Genomic DNA, 17729 nt, shown 5'->3' with positions numbered 1-17729 from the left:
CTTGTTTCTTGCCCCCGGATTCATATCCCAATTTACTTATCTACCCATGGGTTATATAGCTTTGCCTGGCTCATACGCATATCGTTTGTATTTCGAGTAACTACAGTACAGTCATGGACTAAGCCAGTGACAGCTATAAGCCCATCAATAACAGGCATGGGGGCACCCTTCTTTTCAGATTCAGAGTGAATTCGCCCCCAAGCCATTGCCACCCCTGAATCTACAGGTAATATTCTATGCTTGAAGCGCTCCATAAGATCAAACTCAAGCCAGGTCCGCAATTTATCCTGCCTTATCGGATCGTGGCACTTTCCTATCCCTTTTTCTATTTCTCCCAAAGTCAAAACACTCAAATAAAGCTTGTTTTCCTCGCAACCATCCATCCATTCAATTACATGCTGATCAGGACTTTTTTTGAATGCTTCTGACAACACACAGGTATCCAGTAAATACTTCACAGATCTATATCCCTCGGGGTTTCTTTACTTCTGTCAAACGCTTCAACATTAGAATCCGAAAAAGGAGATGTTTTGAGAAAGTCACTCAGACTATTCTCTGGTGCACACATCTTTTGATAGTCTTCAAATGAGAGAACAACAGCCGCTTTATGCCCGTGTCGGGTCACAAATTGTGGACCGAACTGACGAGCCCGGTCCACAATATGACTAAACTTGCTTTTCGCCTCTTGTAACTGCCATTGATTTTCCACTTTAACCTCCTGAATCATCACAAACTCTCAATAAAAACTAGTCTGACTAGTCATTTATGTCAACCTCGGCATCTACGCCATCAACTCTATAGACAGGCTGGAGCTGCAATTGCCGAGAATATCTAACTTTATGCAGAGTACGTCGGAGGAAGTTAAGAAGAAACGGATTCATTCAAGCACAATGATTCAAAGACACCCATATTAATGATTCAAGGACACCCATATAAGCACAATGATTCAAGGACACCCATATTAATGTGGATGTTCCCGAATTCCTTCCAACCCTTCCCCTCTGTCGCTTTTCTCACCGGATTCAAAGACACCGGATTCAAAGAGACATCGGATTCAAAGACACCCATATATGACGGATTCAAGGGAATCAAGAACACCCATATAAATTTGGATGTCCTCAAATTTCGTGGGAGAAGTTTATGGGTGTCCTAGATTGCTCGTTCTTGATTAATTTTTTACCTTTATTATCGTCCATCTCTGATATCAATGCTATCATTTACGAATTGAATACATCTGGATGACTCTCATGGCTAACCTGATAGTGCGCAATATTGATGAGGAAATAGTTGATGCCCTCAAAGCTCGGGCAGGAAAACACGGAAGAAGTGCAGAAGCCGAGCATCGAAGAATTCTGGAAGCAGCTCTCCTTCGTCCCAAGAAAAAAAGCTTCACTGAAGCACTGAAAAACATTCCAGATGTCGGCTCAGATACGGACTTCGAACGTATCAATGATAACGGTGATCGTGATGTATTTAATTGATACCAATGTCATCAGTGAATTAAGAAAAAGAAACAGTGCAAATCAGGGCGTTCAGCTTTTTTTCAACACAGCACAAAAAAAATCATTAAAGCTCTACCTTAGTGTTGTCTCCATAGGTGAGCTCCGTAGAGGCGTTGAAAAAATCCGTCATCGAAATGACTCTATTCAGGCAAAGCAGTTAGAGCTATGGCTAAATCATCTGGTAGATGATTATCGAGATCATATTCTTGACTTTGGTAGCACCGAAGCACAGATTTGGGGAAAACTCAGAGTACCCCGCCATGAAAACGCAATTGACAAACAAATTGCAGCAACAGCCCTTGTTTATGGCCTGACAGTAGTCACAAGAAACACCCGGAATTTTGTGGATACAGGAGTTAATTTGCTCAATCCATTTCTGGATTGAACAAAGAGATTATGTCGATGAGGCATAGCAGTCATTGCCAGAAATATTGTGGGTTACCTATTTCTCCCTTGAGGAAACTTGGTAGGCGTCGCATTTCTTGTCTTTCTTCGATTCAAAGACACCCGTATATAAATATGGGTGTCTTTGATTAATTTGGTTAGAGATAAATATGGGTGTCCCAGATTATCTGTGGATGTCTCATTTATTGGTTTCTTGTCAGACATCCCGCAAAGCCCCTGACAAATACTTATGAATAATACTGGACACCAGTGTCTGGTATGGAATCCCTTCCCGCTGGGCCCGTGACTTAATCGCCATCAGGTCATGTTGGGAAATGCGGATATTAATACGCTTATCCTTTTTAAACGTCTCACTGGCCATGGCTTCCAGCGTCGTCTTGCGCTCAGGGGTCATCACAGACTCATACTCACCCTGTTCAAGGGCATTGAGCAACGTTTGCTCCTCGTTATCCAATCTTGTTTTTTTCATGTTCGATCTCCCAAATAGTCACGGGTAAATTTGCGGCTGGGAATCAGTGTTTTCAAAAAGATCTCCTGCTCACTTTCCACGTAGGGCACCAGCCAGACGTAACCCTGTACATTCACCACAAAGATCCGCTGATGCGGATAGGCTTGCGGATTTGGATGGACGATGTCATCCAGCAGGCCACCATTCTCTATGTGGAAAATGACTTCCTCGAAAGACTGATCCCGTTCGCGGATCAGCTGCTGATTCTTCTGAGGGTTCCAGTTAAAGCGTTTCATCAGAGAAGTATAGCGAATGTGTGCCTTTTGTCATCAAATAAAGCAGGCAATAGTGATTCAATAGTTCGGCTTTCTGGGGGATTCAAGGATGGGAGATTCAAGGACACCCATATATAAATGTGGGTGTCTTAGATTACCTTTGTCATCAAATAAAGCAGGCAACAGAGATTCAATAGTTCGACTTTCAGGGGGATTCAATGGGTATTCAAGGACACCCATATATGAATATGGGTGTCCTAAATTACTCTCCCAGTTTATTTTTTTACTCAGTGCAATCTACTGGCTATATAACGATTCAAGCTTACACCTGATTCGGCTGCCTGAATAACTAACAAACGATGCGTTTCTGGAGTAATTCTTAACAATACTTTCCCGCTATAGTCTCTGGTTGAAAAAGGTTGCGGTATCTCTTCATTTGCATTTTTCATTTCATCTACGGTTTCCAGAACTAAATTCTGGATTCCTGATAAAGCACCTACTTGCGTTTCTTCAAGCCAGCTCAAGCCAGGAAATTCAGCACATAAGCCAACATATTCCTGATCCTCTTCAGACCAGGTTACCCGGTATGTATAACGATCAATTTTCCTATCCATTTTTATCACCCTCTATGCGTTCGATCGCCTGTAACACCTGCCTTACCTGGTAAGGTTTAGCTTTGCCCTTGTTATTTTGAATATCCACTCTTGGGTCACCAACCCAAGGTGTTTTATACACCTTATGACTTGATCCTGACTGCCTTGGTGCACCAAAGTATGATTCACAGACTTTGCAAAGGTCTCTGAACCTCACGCCTTTGGGATTACTTCTCATCTGACTGAGAATTTCAGTGATATTAGTCATACAAGGATAGTAGCATTATTGATACTATATTCAAACTGTTAAACACTCCATAGACATGAATAGACCCTTTGGGTCCTGGCGTGGGTGCCCATATTTTTTCTCAAGTTAGTGAGTTCGGCTTTTGAGGGGAGGGGTATGTATTTCCAAACAGCGTGCGGCTACGAGTCAGAAATTTTGTGGGTGTCTTAGATTACTCGTTCTCTATGTGGAAAATGACTTCCTCGAAAGACTGATCCCGTTCGCGGATCAGCTGCTGATTCTTCTGAGGGTTCCAGTTAAAGCGTTTCATCAGAGAAGTATAGCGAATGTGTGCCTTTTGTCATCAAAGAAAGCAGGCAATAGTGATTCAATAGTTCGACTTTCTGGGGGATTCAAGGATGGGGGATTCAAGGGGATTCAAGGACACCCATATATACTAGAGATAAATATGGGTGTCCCAGATTACCTTGGTTCTTGGCGGAACCCTTGAGGTTAGCTACCGAAGCCTCGGTATAACCTATGCGAGTCTCCCCGGCATAGCCGGGGGTTTACCTAATGATTAATTATGAGAAACCCACAAATAAATATGGGTGTCCCAGATTATCCAATAAATGTGGGTGTCCCAGATTACTTTTCTTCCCAGATTATTGGTTCTTCTAGAGATAAATATGGGTGTCCCAGATTATCGTGTTTATATAAATGTGGGTGTCTAAGATTATTGTGGGTGTCTTAGATTACTGGTGTCCTAGTTTATTGTTACAAATGTGGGTGTCCTAGATTACTCGCTCTCCTTCCCAGATTACTACCCACATATAAGTGTGGGTGTCCTGAATTACTTCCTAGAGATAAATATGGGTGTCCCAGATTACCAAGAGAAACCCACATATAAATGTGGGTGTCCCAGATTATTCCCTAGATTACTCGGGAGATAAATGTGGGTGTCCCAGTTCATTGCTCGGTTCTAGAAACCCACAAATAAATGTGGGTGTCCCAGTTTATTCTTAAGTGTGGGTGTCCTGAATTACTCCCAGATTACATAGAAACCCACAAATAAATGTGGGTGTCCCAGTTTATTATTTTGGTGTCCCAGATTATTGTTCAGATTATCCCCATAAATGTGGGTGTCCTAGATTACTTTTGCTCGGTTCTAGAAACCCACAAATAAATGTGGGTGTCCCAGATTACTATCAAATAAATGTGGGTGTCCCAGATTACTAATGTGGGTGTCCCAGATTACTAGGTGTCCTAGATTACTCTGGTACCCTCATAAATGTGGGTGTCTTTATAAATGATCTAATCCAGAGAAACCCACATATAAATGTGGGTGTCCCAGATTACTTCCCAGATTATTCTCTCAGATTATTTCTCTTAGGACGGACACCCATATATAAATGTGGGTGTCCCAGATTATTGTGTTTTCCTTAACAACCTGAAGGTGCAAAAGCCGGCTGCCAGCTAGCAGCAGCGCCAGCAGCTGTCGCACATGTCCAAGCCCCTTGGGCATCACGAGACAACGTTAGTGTAGCTCCATTAAGTGCTGTAGCAGCATTAGCCATTGTGAATACCAGACTACCTGCTCCAGATGCCTGGAAAGTCGCAATGTATGTACCTACAGAACTCTCACTTCCATTTACAGTCATATTTGTAGTACCAGCAACAGCAGCGGTTGCGACTGTACCATCTGGATTTAAAACTTCAGGAACAGGAGCTGTAATACTTGGCTGAGTTCCTCTTAGCAGCATATCTTCGACTTCAACCTTAACAGCTGCTACAGTCGATAAGGCACTTGACATTTGGCTACGTGCAACATAATTCTGATACTGCGGAATAGCCACAGCCGCCAAAATCCCAATAATCGCCACAACGATCATCAATTCAATCAGCGTAAAACCACTTTGTTGTTTTTTCATTATTCTTAGCCCCCTGAGGACATACAATTTTATTATTCATTATTAAGCCACCACAGGCCGCAAGCACCCGCCAAAAACGACACACGGCCACCCTGGCTTGCTCAGTCTACCCACTGCACCCGACAGTGACGCTTCCATAAATACTCTTTCATCCAGTCCATTGTCTGATGGGCAGAATACGATGAAAAAATAACCACTCATGGCTGTAATGTCTTCCTGACTGCTCGCTGAGAGCTTTTTGATGCAAAACTTTCTGTCCTGAGACCCTGTGCGAAAGTGGTACATCAACCTTATCCAACTGCAGAGACCGCACACAGATAAGGGAACATCCTTAGAGCATTACGATATATTCCAGAAAGAAAAAAGCAACCTTTTTCTGGTGTATTTGTGTTGTTTTGGCCAACTTTTTCAGCTTGACAAAAAACACGGTTTCTGACGTTTAGTTGCCTGACAAAAGACAGCCCCTGAGCCACACAGGATTCTGGCAAAAAGAAGGGTTTCAACTATAGTTCCTCCCACTATCAGTTTAAGGCCAACAAGGAGCCCAGCTGTGCAAAATGCCCTGTTTAAAGAACTCAAAAGAATGGGTATGAACGAAGATATAGCCTTGGAGTTCGTCAGTAGAGAGCTCCCTCAAAACCTCGCCACCAAAGAAGATATTCTGGTGCTTCAGGAAAGCATCCTGCAAGTCAAACTTGATACAGAACGTAGTATTGCCTCATTACGAGAAGAGATGCACGTCGGTGATAAATTACTTTCACATGCCATAGTGCACTGAGCCAATAAGATGTCAAAAAATACCTGTATTACCCTTGGAGAACACTTCGACAACTTTATCTCCAGACAAGTCGATAGTGGTCGTTATAGCTCAGCCAATGAAGTCATCAGGACTGCGTTGCGGCTGCTTGAAAACCAGAACAAAAAGCTGGAAACCCTCCGGCAGCTCTTGATAGATGGCGAAGAAAGTGGACATGCAGACTACCAACCAAGACTGGGGGATGAGGCAGAGAGTTTTGCTGAAGATGTCAGAATGGCTCGTTCTAACGACTCATTACCAGATTCATCATGGGACTGATCGAAGTCGCTTAAATGCTGATTGTCGATCATTCCCCCCCAAATCCTATTAAAAGGGAGGCTATTGTAGAAAGTCTACTGGCCAGAAATCAGCACTCATAGCTTGGTCGTAAGTCCAGGGACAAGTCGAAGGAAACGTCTCAATAGTCAACCCTGTCTCTTTGGTCGCCTCAATCAGTGCATACCGGTAGGCTCTTTCCATGGCTGCCGGGATTCTGGGTTTAAGGCTGGGGTTATCGTTAATGTGATCCGAGAGTTCTGCCCTTTGGCCTATAATCGTATACCGCCAGCTATTCGATTGCAGACCCGGCTGATATTGCCACTTCAGCAAATGCATCAAGAGAATCTTCAAACGACTGACTAGCTCTCGATGCAGGTTTTTCCCCATAGCTTCTATTTCCAGTGCAATATTCTTGATATCGGCTTCATCCAAATTCCCGGACCTGAGCAAATCAAGCTGTTGATTGACCCATCCGTAAAAGTCAGAGTCGTAAAGTGGCTCGCCCATCAGATATCCCTCCTGCCAAAGTAGCTATTATAGTCATTCATTCTGAATTCAGTGCGTCTTAACCTCAAACCACCTCCAACCCCGAAGCCTTAAAATGAGCAAACACCTTCATGCCAATTTTCAGCACCAACCGATCCACCGACTTTCGTGTCACCAGGGCCATTAATCTCTGCTCCCCAAGACACAATGTAATTAACTGGTGCCAGTCGTCTCTTGTTTGTATTGAATCAATCACCACCGGCAAACGATTCAAAACACTGGTGTCGCGAAAATCTTCCAGGACAATACTTACTTCATGGGCAGGGACAATCATTCGCACTCTGGCCCCTAACGCCAAACCTGACTCGTGAACATGCAGCGTATGGCCTTCCGCATTCAGAACAGTAAGCCCATAGTCTTTATCATGATCAACCACTTCTGCTTCCAGCATGGATAACAGCGGCTCATGCTGATCATCTACGGCTAATGCGCTGTTTAACAGAGTCTGACTCTGATCTTTGCCGGTCACAGTGCCCCGGTGCAGTAATAACACCTTGTCTGTCAGGCGAGCCACCTCTTCTCTTGAATGACTAACCATGATGATGGGGATATTAAAATCCCGGTGAATACTTCTTAAGCAGGGCAATATCGTTGCCTTGGAATCCCAATCCAGAGAGGCCAGAGGCTCGTCCATTAACAGCACCTGTGGCGCATTCAACAAAGTACGGGCAATGGCTACACGTTGTTTTTCTCCGCCGGACAAGGTTTCAACGCCGCGACTTAACAAGTGACCAATGCCTGATTGCTCGACGACTTCTGCAAAGGTTAATCCCTGTCGATCAGTGTTTGAGCGCTTCATGGAAAACTGCAGGTTACCCAGAACGCTCAAATGTGGAAATAAACGGGCTTCCTGAAAGATGTAACCTATCCCACGTTGTTCCGGGGGTACAAAAATACCCTGTTCGCTGTCCATCCAGACCTGTTCATTAAACTGAATCCGACCCAGCACCTGTTTTTCCAGACCGGCAATGGCTCTGAGCAGCGAGGTTTTGCCACAGCCCGAAGCACCCATGATGCCCCAGACAGCATTGAGCTTCAGGGAGCTATTGATGGAAAGATCAAATCGATCCCGGGGCAGTTGAATATCCAGTTTCAACATCAATGATTACTCACTCCAGACACCTGTCGCTTGTCAATGCTATAGAGGGCTACCAGCATCACAAGAGCAAAGGTTAACAAACCCGCTGCCATAGCATGCGCCTGATCCAGCTGTTGGGTTTCCACCGCATCGTATAAGGCAATGGACAATACCTGGGTTTCGCCGGGAATATTGCCGCCGATCATGAGCACCACTCCAAACTCGCCCACAGTATGAGCAAACCCCATACAGGCAGCCAGTAATAATGCTCTGAGGGAATTAGGCAGAACCACATTCATAAACCGGTCAAGCCGACTGGCACCCAGCATTGAGGCGGCTTCAAGCAGACCATAATCCAGCTGCTCAAACGCTCTTTGCAGAGGTTGTACGACAAATGGCAACGAATACAGTACAGAAGCAACCACCAGCCCTGAAAAACTGAATGCGAGGGTAGAACCGGTTAGATCAACCCACCACTGGCCCAGAATATTGTCTGGCGAGAAGGCGATTAACAGATAAAAACCGAGTACCGTCGGCGGAAGCACCAGTGGCAAACCCACAAAAGCTTCTATCAATGGCCGAAAACGACTTTTCATATTGGCCAGTTTCCAGGCCAGAGGGACACCCACCAGCATTAATAGCAGCGTCGTCGTCAGAGCCAGTTTAATAGTCAGCAAGATGGCTGTGGTCAGCATTATTTCGCCCTATCCTTGATGGCTGGAAAATAGCCATGCTCAGCAATATATTTCTGGGACGAGACAGACAACACAAACGCCGAAAACGCCTGAGCTATCTTTTTATGCACTGTCCTTTTCAGTATCACCATATCCTGACGAACGGGATCATAAAGCCTGTCCGGCACATAGGTGATTTGCTTCAGCTCTTCACCCGTCAGCTGAGATAAGGCAACCAGTCCCATATCAACATTACCGCTGGCAACAAACTGCCAGGTCTGCTGAATGTTAGCGCCCTGAACCAGCTGCCCCTGATAACTCTGCCATAACCCCAATTTTTCCAGAGATTGTTTTGCCGCCAGTCCGTAGGGAGCGGTTGCGGGGTTGGCAATAGCCAGTCTTCCCTGCCAGTCTTTGAGCTGCTCAATCGAAGAGGGGTTTTTATGTTCTGTTCGATGCCACAGAACCAGACGTCCATAGGCGTATGTTCTGCGACTGTCTGGCAGCACCCTGCCATGGCTTTCCAGCTTCAGGGGTCGGGCTTGATCGGCTGAGAAGAAAAGATCAAAAGGAGCACCGTGCATAATCTGGTGATAGAGCACGCCGGTCGACGCTGAAGAGATACTGACCCTGTGGCCGGTCTGACGCATAAACTGTTCAGCCAGATGTTCCAGCACAGGTTTAAAATTGGCCGATACCGCCACTCGAAGATTGGCGGCGGTTGCGCCTATGCTCAACAACAGTGTCAGCATACCCAGCCAATACTTCACAAGGATTCCTGTCCCCAGCGTTTGGCTGCCTGTTCATCGGACTCTCTGGCATCGACCCAGCGATCACCTTCTGGCGTGGTTTCCTTTTTCCAGAAAGGAGCACGAGTTTTCAGGTAGTCCATAACAAACTCACAGATCTCAAAGGCTGCTTTGCGGTGGGCACTGGCCACACCGACAAAAACAATTCTGTCGCCCGGCTGAAGCTGTCCAACCCGGTGAATTACTTTAATGGCTTGCAGTGGCCAACGTTCTGCGGCTTCATCAATAATTTCCTGGAGCGCCTTCTCGGTCATACCCGGATAATGTTCCAGGTACAGCCCTCCCACATCATCCCCGAGGTTTTCATCCCGCACCAGTCCGGTGAAAGTCACCAGCGCCCCGGTACCGGTGTTGCCACTGAGCTGATCCTGTTCATAGCCCGGATCAAAGTCGTCTTTCTGTATCGAGATCATGATCACCCTCCGGTGACGGGGGGAAAGAAAGCAATTTCGTCGCCTTCTTTTATTTCAAAATCCTTACGGGTCATGGTCTGGTTCAAAGCCACCAGGGTGCGTGAGTCATTGACGACTTCCTGCCAGTCTTGCCCCTTTGCAGAGAGCAGACTTCGGAGTGCAGAAAGATTCTCTGGAATCTCTGCCAGCTCCAGTCTGTCTGTACCCAGCTTTTCCCGGTAGCTGGCAAAAAAAAGAACCTTAATCACCGGATTTACTCTCCTCTGGAAAAAGTCTGCTACTTTGAGAGTTCTACTCAATAACGTTCTACTAAAACAAGGCTGTATCTATGTCACCCATCGAAGCCAGACTCGACATACTGGAAATACAACATAAAAACCTGGACGCCGACGTGCATAGCCTCGCAAAGGTCTGTGCAGAAATCAAAAATATCGCCCTGACCAATCAGAGTGATATCACCGGATTAAAGCTTGATGTCGCAGACGTTATCAACGACATTGCTGATGTTAAAAATGATGTTGGGTCGGTTAAGGAACATGTCAATGCCTTAACCGCTGCAACTCATGCCGGCTTTATGAGAACCGACAAACGCTTTGATGAGATGGACGCCAGATTCACCGAGCGTATGGATCAAACGGATAAAACAATTAATCAAATGAACACTGAGCTCAATGAACGTATGGATCATATGGACTCAAAATTCACCAAGCGCATGGACCAGATGGACTCAAAATTCACAAAACGCATGGACCAGATGGACTCAAAATTCACCGAACGCATGGACCAGATGGATTCAAAGTTCGCCGAACGCATGGAGCAGATGGATGCCAAGTTCACTGAACGCTTTGAACAACTGGAATTATTAATCCGGCAACGACAACCCATTAACTAAAACCCGCAAAACCAGTGGCAGCTTCCTATGTTGCCACAGCCATCTACCCTGCTTTGTAGTGGCCGCCCTTGCCACCGCTTTTCTCAAGCACCCGCACACCTTCGATGCACATATCCTTATCCACCGCCTTGCACATGTCGTAGATCGTCAAAGCCGCCACTGAAGCTGCTGCCAGTGCTTCCATTTCAACACCGGTTTTACCGCTCAGGCGACAGCAGGTCTCAATACGTATGCGGTTTTGTTCTGGCTGAAGTTCAAATTCTACGCCAATGAAGTTAAGCATTAACGGATGACACAGAGGGATCAGGTTGCCACACTGTTTGGCAGCCTGAATACCGGCAATGCGTGCTACCGCCAGAACATCGCCTTTCTTGAGACCATTGTCGGCTACCAGTGCCAACGTTTCCGGCTTCATCACCACGAAACCTTCTGCCCTGGCTTCACGCCGGGTGACATTTTTGTCACCCACGTCCACCATGCTGGCCTTGCCCTCGTCGTTGGTATGGGTGAGCGACATCAGCCTTCAACCTTTTTGAGTTGCTCGACAAAGTTGCAGGGGCGATGACGACGGTCCAACTGCTCTCTGATAATACCTTCCCAGGCAGTCTTGCAAGCGTTGTTAGAACCCGGCATCGCAAAAATGATGGTGCCATTGGCCAAGCCGGCAACGGTTCTCGACTGAATAGTAGAGGTACCCACCTGCTCATAGGAGAGTTGCCGGAACAGCTCGCCATAACCGTCTACCTCCTTGTCAAAAATGGGGAGTAAGGCTTCCGGTGTACTGTCACGGCCCGAAAAACCTGTGCCGCCGGTCACCAGAACGACCTGAACATGATCCGAGGCGATCCAGCGGGATACGACTTCACGAATCTTGTAGATGTCGTCTTTGACAATGGCTTTGTCAGCCAGTTTATGACCGGTGGCGGTCAGATTATCCACCAACAGGTGGCCGGAGGTATCTGTTTCCTCTGTGCGGGTATCAGAAACAGTCAGAACCGCAATATTCAGGGGTACTAATTCAGTTGCTTGCTTATGAGCCATCATGTCTCCGTTAATACCGTTAATCATTTCTCAAGCTTTTCCCCGCTCATGGCTTTCAGGGCACGATGCCACTCATCGGGGGTGTTGGTGTTCTGGAAATGCGCTGCCATTGGGGCAGGAAGCGGGACAGCCACACCCTGCAGACGATCAAACAGCCGTCCAAGTGAATAGTCTTGGTGATCCTGACTGCTCAGCGCACTATTGACGGCACTTCGTAGCTGGCTGTCGACAGGCAGGATAAGTGGCAGGGAAAAGGTTTCAAAGATAACCGCCCTGCCCAGCTCAGCTGCAGATAATACAAGCTTCCAGCAGGCTTCCGGTGGCAATAGAGGCATATCCACTGGTACCACTAAAAGGTTCACACCATCGGGTAGAGTGTCAATGGCCGCATGAACACCGCCAAGAGGTCCCCGGCCAGGTATTTTATCCACCAGCGCCCTGCTGCCAAACTGGTCACCACTGAGCAGTACTTTATCGATACCCGACTCATACAGCAGATTTTGCATATGTTGAAACAGGGGAATGTTCTGCCAGAGCAGACGAGCCTTGTCCTGCCCCATCCGGGAAGACTGGCCACCCGCCAGCACCAGTCCGATAGTTTGGGTCATATTCAGGCACCCTGACTATAAAACGTTTTGCCAGATGAACGGGTTGAGGATTCTACCAGTCTGTCCTGTAGAGGTTAAGGGTGAATGCTCCCCGCCCTGTCGGGCGAGGCTTCTGACTTCTCAGGCAGCAACCGGCAATGTGCCGGATTTACGCTCGCCTCCATCAGCAGAGACGGACAAACCTTCCGCCTTTAACTTCAAAATGCCTTGATGTTTTATGTTGATAGCGGCGTTAATATCTCGATCATGGACAGCACCGCATTCACACGTCCATGAGCGAGTTTTGAGAGGCATTTCCTCTCGCTTGCGACCGCAGCAGGAACAGGTTTTTGATGAGGCAAACCACTGGTCAATTTTCACCAGATATTTACCGGCCTGTTTTGCTTTGTAGTCGAGCTTAGTCACAAGGGAGTGCCAACCTGCATCAGCAATGGATCGGGCAAGGCAATGGTTCTTGAGCATGTTCTTGACCTTCAGCGTCTCCACAACCACCGCTTGGTTATCGTCAATGAGTTGTCTGGACAGTTTGTGCTGGAAGTCGTTACGGGCAAAGGCGACACGCTCATGCGCCTTTGCTACAAGGAGTCTGGCTTTGGCTCTGCCTTTAGAGCCTTTCTTGCATCGTGATAGTTTTTTCTGTTTTCGCTTCAGGTTGCGTTGTGCTTTCTTCAGAAAGCGGGGATTGTCAGTCTTATGGTCGGTACTGATAATGGCAATGTCAGTTAACCCAACATCCACACCGACTATGCAAGAACTTTGCAGATCGGCTATTGGCTTCGCTTCAGACGCACCATCTTCAGCCAGTACAGAAGCGTAGAACTTACCTGTCGGTGTTTTGCTCAGGGTAATCGACTTGATTTGTCCGGTAATTTCCCGGTGTATCCTTGCTTTAATTGGCTCACACTTGGGTACTTTGATCCAGTCATCACCTGCGGCAACAGAAGTGCAATGGTAGCTGCTTTGCTTACCATGCTTTGACTTGAAACGAGGAAAACGAGCTTGCAGCTTCGGATTAAAGAAGTTCTGAAATGCCTTGTCCAGATTGATAATGGACTGCTGCAAGGCAATCGAATCAGCTTCTTTCAACCATGAGTATTTTCGGCTTTTCTTGGCAATTACCAACAAGGGTTTCAAGTCTTTTTTCGGGGCAAGGTTCTGCTCTCGCACCTTGTAGTAATGGTTCTTGACGGCCAGAGCTTTATTCCAAACCTTACGCACAGCACCAAATTGACGGTTTAAAAAATCCGCCTGCTCTGGTGTTGGGTAGATGCGTACTTTAGTGGCTTTCAACATAACTCTTTACAAGTAAGTGCTCATTATTACAATGCCTGAAATAATATACTTGTTGCAGGTTATTTCAAGTGAGTGCGCACAATAAAGATTTGCTGCATGACTATCTTCGCAGGCGTCACAGCGTGACAAAGCTGGTAGCCCATCTAGTGTTTACAACAAAGTACAGACGCAAGTTGTTCGACGGCTACATGATTCAACAATTGAAGGAAGCGTTTGAAAGCTCCTGCGAAAAGCTAGAATGCGATTTACTGGAAGTGGACGGTGAGCAAGATCATGTGCATCTGCTCATTGCCTACCCACCGAAGTTGGCAATCAGTGTCATGGTAAACAATCTGAAAGCCACATCATCCAGACGACTCAGAATCCTTAATACCCATCTGACAACCCAGAGTAAATCGGGTCGATTGTGGTCAAGGTCTTACTTTGCCTGTAGTGCCGGAGGTGCAACTATAGAGACTTTGAAGGAATACGTTAACAGCCAGAGCACACCCGATTGACTGCGTACCAGCTTGCAGGCGGAACGCTCTGCGTTCCCGTCTTATATCCCCGCCCGATTGGGCGAGGGTTTACGACGATTTTGCTAAAAAGTTGCATAGCCCAAACCGGTAACCAAAAATGACTGGTCGTTTAAATCTGCTCTTTACCGAACCGATTCCGTGCCGCTAATTAAATTGATGGATTCCATCCTGCAGACTCCCGGGAGCGAAAAAAGACTTTCCCGGTCAATCAGGGAAGCATCAGAGACTGACATGCCCAGCATAGAAGAACACATAAGCCATCATCTGGGGCTCATCGACCAGGCTACTCAGGAAGGGCGGGCCTGCCGTGTCGCTATGGGCAGGGATGGTCGGCCAGTTGTAGAGACCTCCCCAAAAGAGTTTCTGAAGCAAGGCTCCTGGAAACTGTTACACCGGAGAAACGCAGAGGCTGAAAGAACGCTCAGGGAAATGATCATCGACGTTATTCGCAAGCCTGAGACTAGCTTATCTCTGCGAAAACAGGTCTTTGAAGGCGCCAAAGCCGGTCGATACGTCTTTTTTTCGGAAAGGGAAGCCAAAGTAATAGAAGAAAACGAAGCACTGATGTTACGCCCTGACCGAAAAAAAGAACCCGTTACCAGCAAACCTCTGCCAAAAAGAAAAGTCAAACTGCAGGATGCCATGAACTTCAAAGGACGGATCAGAGAGGTGTCCGGCAACCCGAAGAGGCACCGGTTTCCCGATGCCATGAAAAGCAGTGGCCCTGCCAGAGAGGTTAAAAAAAGGACACCTCCGGAAATCCCTGCTATTCCCTTTACGCCACCGACCATTACTGTTACTCCACCCGCTGAAGAGGCCCAACAGCCGGGTGAATCAACACCGATAGACTTCGAAGCAACGCCTGTGCTTCAGCAGCCGTCAGAAACCACAGACTCTCCACCCATCAACGGCGGCATCCCCTACATACCGACACCGGTGGAAGTGCCGGAAGACCCGCCTGAGGCCCCGGTTTCTCCACTATCAAGACCTATCACTCTGGTCCCAATGGATTCGCTTGAACGCCCGGTGATTTTTCCGAAAGTGCCCCGGCTTATGCTCGAAGAGGCTCGAAAAGAGCTGGAGACAAAGCTGCCTGCAATCAATCTTGCCGACGCAGATCAGTTTCTTTGGTTGTACTACACCTGTGTGTTTCTCGAAGAACACACATCCGACGACTCGGATGAATTAAAAGCGCAGCTGGAGCAAAGCTTTGCCGCTGCCGGTCTGTCTAATCAATACAGAAAACGGCAAACCGAACAAATGTGGCAGGCGGTTCGCATGCTGAAAGCCGACTTGTCGCCCGAAGCGTTCACTGAATGCACAGATGGAATCAGTCAAATCAGCAGCCCCATGCGTTTCAGCCTTACCCAACACCTGGTCAGGGATATCAATCAACTCGGTTTTCGAAAACTGCCCTACCCCAACGGCGATCCGGCTAAAAGAATCGATGCATTTCAGCTGGAGTTTCTCGAGCAGGTTAAAGATACCGACGAATTAATGGAAGAGCTGGGCTTTGAAATCGAAGATCCCGATGAAAGTGACCACCCCCTGGAAGCCAGGGCAAAGCTGGTGGATGTCAGGGCACAGTTAGAGAACGAATTATTAACCTACAGCACCGAGCATGAGTCCTTTGCACAGTTGGTTGACCAGCTGGAAGAGGTTGATCCTGCTGCAATCAGACAGAAAATCGAAGATGAAATAACACTCACCGGGGAAGAATTACAGGCCATTATCGCAGCCAAAAAGCAGAAACTGGAAATAGCGCAGCGGCTGGGAAAAAAGTGGGGAGACTCCCTGCTGCTGGACGGACGTAACTGGCCAGACAGCTATTCCAGGCAAACGTTGTCGAAACTTTATGATCTTGCCAGTCTGGACAGCCCGGCCATTAATGCCACTCTTACTGGCTGGATTCTGGATAAACATCAGCAGGCGGAATACCACCCACAAGTTATCATTGATGGTTCCGGCATCCATGGACTGCTGGCGGCGTTGACACAGGTTGAAGCTGGCGCCAATGTTACCCTGTTATTGAACCCGGAACCCGTCTTTGCTGCCAACGAGACAGTCCGGCTCGACCCGCAATGGATGGAAGCATTACGCTTTCATCTCGGTGCACAGTTTGACCTGCTGTTTACAAGCCTGCCAGACCCTGAACACCATTCTCCACAAAACACTGACAGCAGCTCAGGTCTGCTGCACCCGGACGGTTTTGGAGAAATTTCAGCGGGCACCCTGCATCAGGCTCTCTGGAACCAGGTCCTTGAGATGGCCGGGCCTGATGCGTCGCCCCTTAAAATGGTCGCCAATGCCCGGGTCGTCGATATTGAAGCGCCTGATCAGCAAAATACAAAACATCTTGTTCATCTGGAACATCAGAGCGAACAGGGCAGCCACAGGAACAAAGTCCCTGTGGACCTCCTGATCAATGCCCGGGCAGAGCCTGACGCGCCCAGCGCCGAATATCTGGCAACAAAAACCGTCGATGATAAAGCCCATAAGGCCGAGACTGACGGGCAAGCCAGGCCGCCAAAGCGTTTAGCCTGTCGGTGTGCATTTTCATTGCCCCTGGCTTCCGCTCTCAATGAACCTGCGCTAAGGAGCCCTTTCTACACGACGGTTACCGACTCGTCATTCAGCCAGTCTTTGGCCAAAAACATGCAGGAGAGACTGGGTCATATGGCGCCTGTCCTTCCTGGTATCAGAGAGAACATGCTCAACAGAATCCAGCTCAACCTGATCGAAAGGAAGGAAGATTTCGACAACAACAGCCAATATACAATCACTGGCGAATTGGAAAAGCTCTGCCTCTCACTTAAGAATGAACCGGTACCGTTGAAAATCTTTCACACTGAAAACCGGCACGTCATCCAGATTGACATGGAGCTACCTGCCCAACTGTGCCAGTTTCTTGAAATTGCCGATGCTTACCTGCAACACCATGACGCAACTACCCAAGAGGCAGCAGCCATTCGTCAGCAGATTATGGCGGCCTGGTTTGAAACGGTGGTGGTGCATACAGAATTGCCTGAACGGGGCATCCAACCGGAACACCTGAGACTGGATTCCCTGTCTACTTTTGCACCGAAAAAGACAGCTCTTGATCCCGCCGTTGAGACCCTTGAGGCTGATAACAGCATGCTCACCATAACGGCCATTGGCCCTGCAGCCGTCAAAAACCCAATGTCTCCCGAAGCTAACCAGACCTCGGCCAGAGAACATATCTTCCAGTGTCAGGCGTTGACTGAAAAGCTGTCGGAGCACTACAGCCCGGAGGGTCATCTTAAGGACGCTGAAAACCTGCTGGAAGACGCAGAAGATATGGCACAAAAGTACTTATTACTGCAAAAATTCGTTTTTGAAGACGATTAATCCTGCAAGAACTTCATCCTTTATTAGACTTTA

At 47.5% G+C, this 17729-nt stretch carries 24 protein-coding genes; 7 read left to right on the top strand and 17 right to left on the bottom strand.

Features of this window, described 5'->3' with window-relative positions:
- Positions 1–32: 32 nt before the first annotated feature.
- Together ACOJUO_RS13670 and ACOJUO_RS13665 are read right to left on the bottom strand one after the other, a co-directional pair.
- A complete protein-coding gene (locus tag ACOJUO_RS13670) occupies positions 33–458 on the bottom strand; it encodes a type II toxin-antitoxin system VapC family toxin (protein WP_422137243.1) in 426 nt (141 codons plus the stop codon).
- Positions 455–709 carry a type II toxin-antitoxin system Phd/YefM family antitoxin gene (locus tag ACOJUO_RS13665; RefSeq protein WP_422137242.1) on the bottom strand — a complete coding sequence of 85 codons (255 nt, stop codon included), beginning with the start codon at positions 707–709 and terminating at the stop codon, positions 455–457. The genes ACOJUO_RS13670 and ACOJUO_RS13665 overlap by 4 nt, the downstream gene beginning before the upstream one ends.
- A gap of 538 nt (positions 710–1247) precedes the next feature.
- On the opposite strand from ACOJUO_RS13665, the gene ACOJUO_RS13660 reads away from it, so the two are divergent.
- Entirely contained in the window at positions 1248–1481 is a 234-nt protein-coding gene (locus ACOJUO_RS13660; protein ID WP_422132560.1) for a FitA-like ribbon-helix-helix domain-containing protein, read from the top strand.
- On the top strand, positions 1468–1887 hold the full coding sequence (locus ACOJUO_RS13655; RefSeq protein WP_422137241.1) for a type II toxin-antitoxin system VapC family toxin: 420 nt from the start codon (positions 1468–1470) through the stop codon (positions 1885–1887). The genes ACOJUO_RS13660 and ACOJUO_RS13655 overlap by 14 nt, the downstream gene beginning before the upstream one ends.
- 216 nt (positions 1888–2103) lie before the next feature.
- On the opposite strand, the gene ACOJUO_RS13650 is transcribed toward ACOJUO_RS13655, so the two are convergent.
- The 5 genes from ACOJUO_RS13650 to ACOJUO_RS13630 all read right to left on the bottom strand — a co-directional run bounded on the left by ACOJUO_RS13650 (position 2104) and on the right by ACOJUO_RS13630 (position 5665).
- Positions 2104–2376, bottom strand: a complete 273-nt coding sequence (locus ACOJUO_RS13650; RefSeq protein ID WP_422132557.1) for a CopG family antitoxin — start codon at positions 2374–2376, stop codon at positions 2104–2106.
- The gene (locus ACOJUO_RS13645; RefSeq protein ID WP_422137240.1) at positions 2373–2651 is read right to left on the bottom strand and encodes a hypothetical protein; all 279 of its coding nucleotides are present in this window, start codon (positions 2649–2651) and stop codon (positions 2373–2375) included. The genes ACOJUO_RS13650 and ACOJUO_RS13645 overlap by 4 nt, the downstream gene beginning before the upstream one ends.
- Before the next feature lie 266 nt (positions 2652–2917).
- A complete protein-coding gene (locus tag ACOJUO_RS13640) occupies positions 2918–3244 on the bottom strand; it encodes a type II toxin-antitoxin system HicB family antitoxin (RefSeq protein WP_422137239.1) in 327 nt (108 codons plus the stop codon).
- 1647 nt (positions 3245–4891) lie between these two features.
- Entirely contained in the window at positions 4892–5380 is a 489-nt protein-coding gene (locus ACOJUO_RS13635; RefSeq protein ID WP_422137238.1) for a pilin, read from the bottom strand.
- Between the two features lie 42 nt (positions 5381–5422).
- Positions 5423–5665, bottom strand: coding sequence for a hypothetical protein (locus ACOJUO_RS13630; protein ID WP_422132553.1), 243 nt, complete (start codon positions 5663–5665; stop codon positions 5423–5425).
- A 265-nt stretch (positions 5666–5930) separates the two neighbouring features.
- Here ACOJUO_RS13630 and ACOJUO_RS13625 point away from each other — a divergent pair, with 265 nt between their 5' ends.
- Entirely contained in the window at positions 5931–6158 is a 228-nt protein-coding gene (locus ACOJUO_RS13625; RefSeq protein ID WP_422137237.1) for a hypothetical protein, read from the top strand.
- A 9-nt stretch (positions 6159–6167) separates the two neighbouring features.
- Positions 6168–6455: a type II toxin-antitoxin system ParD family antitoxin gene (locus tag ACOJUO_RS13620; protein WP_422137236.1), complete on the top strand. Its 288-nt coding sequence runs from the start codon at positions 6168–6170 to the stop codon at positions 6453–6455.
- A 60-nt stretch (positions 6456–6515) separates the two neighbouring features.
- Here the strand turns inward: ACOJUO_RS13620 and ACOJUO_RS13615 are convergent, their stop codons facing one another.
- From ACOJUO_RS13615 to moaD, 6 genes are all read right to left on the bottom strand, one after another.
- Positions 6516–6962: a DUF29 domain-containing protein gene (locus ACOJUO_RS13615; protein ID WP_422137235.1), complete on the bottom strand. Its 447-nt coding sequence runs from the start codon at positions 6960–6962 to the stop codon at positions 6516–6518.
- A 64-nt stretch (positions 6963–7026) separates the two neighbouring features.
- On the bottom strand, positions 7027–8100 hold the full coding sequence (gene modC, locus ACOJUO_RS13610) for a molybdenum ABC transporter ATP-binding protein (protein ID WP_422132551.1): 1074 nt from the start codon (positions 8098–8100) through the stop codon (positions 7027–7029).
- Positions 8100–8774, bottom strand: coding sequence for a molybdate ABC transporter permease subunit (modB, locus tag ACOJUO_RS13605; protein WP_422137234.1), 675 nt, complete (start codon positions 8772–8774; stop codon positions 8100–8102). Before modB ends, modC begins: the two co-directional genes overlap by 1 nt.
- A complete protein-coding gene (gene modA, locus ACOJUO_RS13600; RefSeq protein ID WP_422137233.1) occupies positions 8774–9523 on the bottom strand; it encodes a molybdate ABC transporter substrate-binding protein in 750 nt (249 codons plus the stop codon). The genes modB and modA overlap by 1 nt, the downstream gene beginning before the upstream one ends.
- Positions 9520–9975: a molybdopterin synthase catalytic subunit MoaE gene (gene moaE, locus ACOJUO_RS13595; RefSeq protein WP_422132548.1), complete on the bottom strand. Its 456-nt coding sequence runs from the start codon at positions 9973–9975 to the stop codon at positions 9520–9522. Before moaE ends, modA begins: the two co-directional genes overlap by 4 nt.
- Positions 9976–9977: 2 nt before the next feature.
- Positions 9978–10223 (bottom strand): molybdopterin converting factor subunit 1, encoded by a 246-nt coding sequence (gene moaD / locus ACOJUO_RS13590; RefSeq protein WP_422132547.1) that lies wholly within the window; start codon positions 10221–10223, stop codon positions 9978–9980.
- An 80-nt stretch (positions 10224–10303) separates the two neighbouring features.
- Here moaD and ACOJUO_RS13585 point away from each other — a divergent pair, with 80 nt between their 5' ends.
- A complete protein-coding gene (locus ACOJUO_RS13585) occupies positions 10304–10867 on the top strand; it encodes an MYG1 family protein (RefSeq protein ID WP_422137232.1) in 564 nt (187 codons plus the stop codon).
- Positions 10868–10910: 43 nt separating this feature from the next.
- On the opposite strand, the gene moaC is transcribed toward ACOJUO_RS13585, so the two are convergent.
- The 4 genes from moaC to ACOJUO_RS13565 all read right to left on the bottom strand — a co-directional run bounded on the left by moaC (position 10911) and on the right by ACOJUO_RS13565 (position 13809).
- The gene (moaC, locus tag ACOJUO_RS13580) at positions 10911–11387 is read right to left on the bottom strand and encodes a cyclic pyranopterin monophosphate synthase MoaC (protein ID WP_422140070.1); all 477 of its coding nucleotides are present in this window, start codon (positions 11385–11387) and stop codon (positions 10911–10913) included.
- Positions 11384–11908, bottom strand: coding sequence for a molybdenum cofactor biosynthesis protein B (gene moaB, locus ACOJUO_RS13575; protein WP_422140069.1), 525 nt, complete (start codon positions 11906–11908; stop codon positions 11384–11386). The genes moaC and moaB overlap by 4 nt, the downstream gene beginning before the upstream one ends.
- Before the next feature lie 23 nt (positions 11909–11931).
- Positions 11932–12516, bottom strand: a complete 585-nt coding sequence (mobA, locus tag ACOJUO_RS13570; RefSeq protein ID WP_422137231.1) for a molybdenum cofactor guanylyltransferase — start codon at positions 12514–12516, stop codon at positions 11932–11934.
- 120 nt (positions 12517–12636) lie between these two features.
- Positions 12637–13809, bottom strand: coding sequence for an RNA-guided endonuclease TnpB family protein (locus ACOJUO_RS13565; RefSeq protein WP_422137230.1), 1173 nt, complete (start codon positions 13807–13809; stop codon positions 12637–12639).
- Positions 13810–13877: 68 nt separating this feature from the next.
- Between ACOJUO_RS13565 and tnpA the strand changes: the two genes are divergently transcribed.
- A complete protein-coding gene (gene tnpA, locus ACOJUO_RS13560; RefSeq protein WP_422137229.1) occupies positions 13878–14306 on the top strand; it encodes an IS200/IS605 family transposase in 429 nt (142 codons plus the stop codon).
- A gap of 177 nt (positions 14307–14483) precedes the next feature.
- Positions 14484–17696, top strand: coding sequence for a hypothetical protein (locus ACOJUO_RS13555; RefSeq protein WP_422137228.1), 3213 nt, complete (start codon positions 14484–14486; stop codon positions 17694–17696).
- Positions 17697–17729 lie beyond the last annotated feature (33 nt).

This window comes from Endozoicomonas sp. ALC020, assembly GCF_049275935.1.
GTDB lineage: Bacteria > Pseudomonadota > Gammaproteobacteria > Pseudomonadales > Endozoicomonadaceae > Endozoicomonas_A.
Note: the sequence above shows the minus strand (reverse complement) of the source record. Positions and strands in the feature narration are given on the sequence as shown.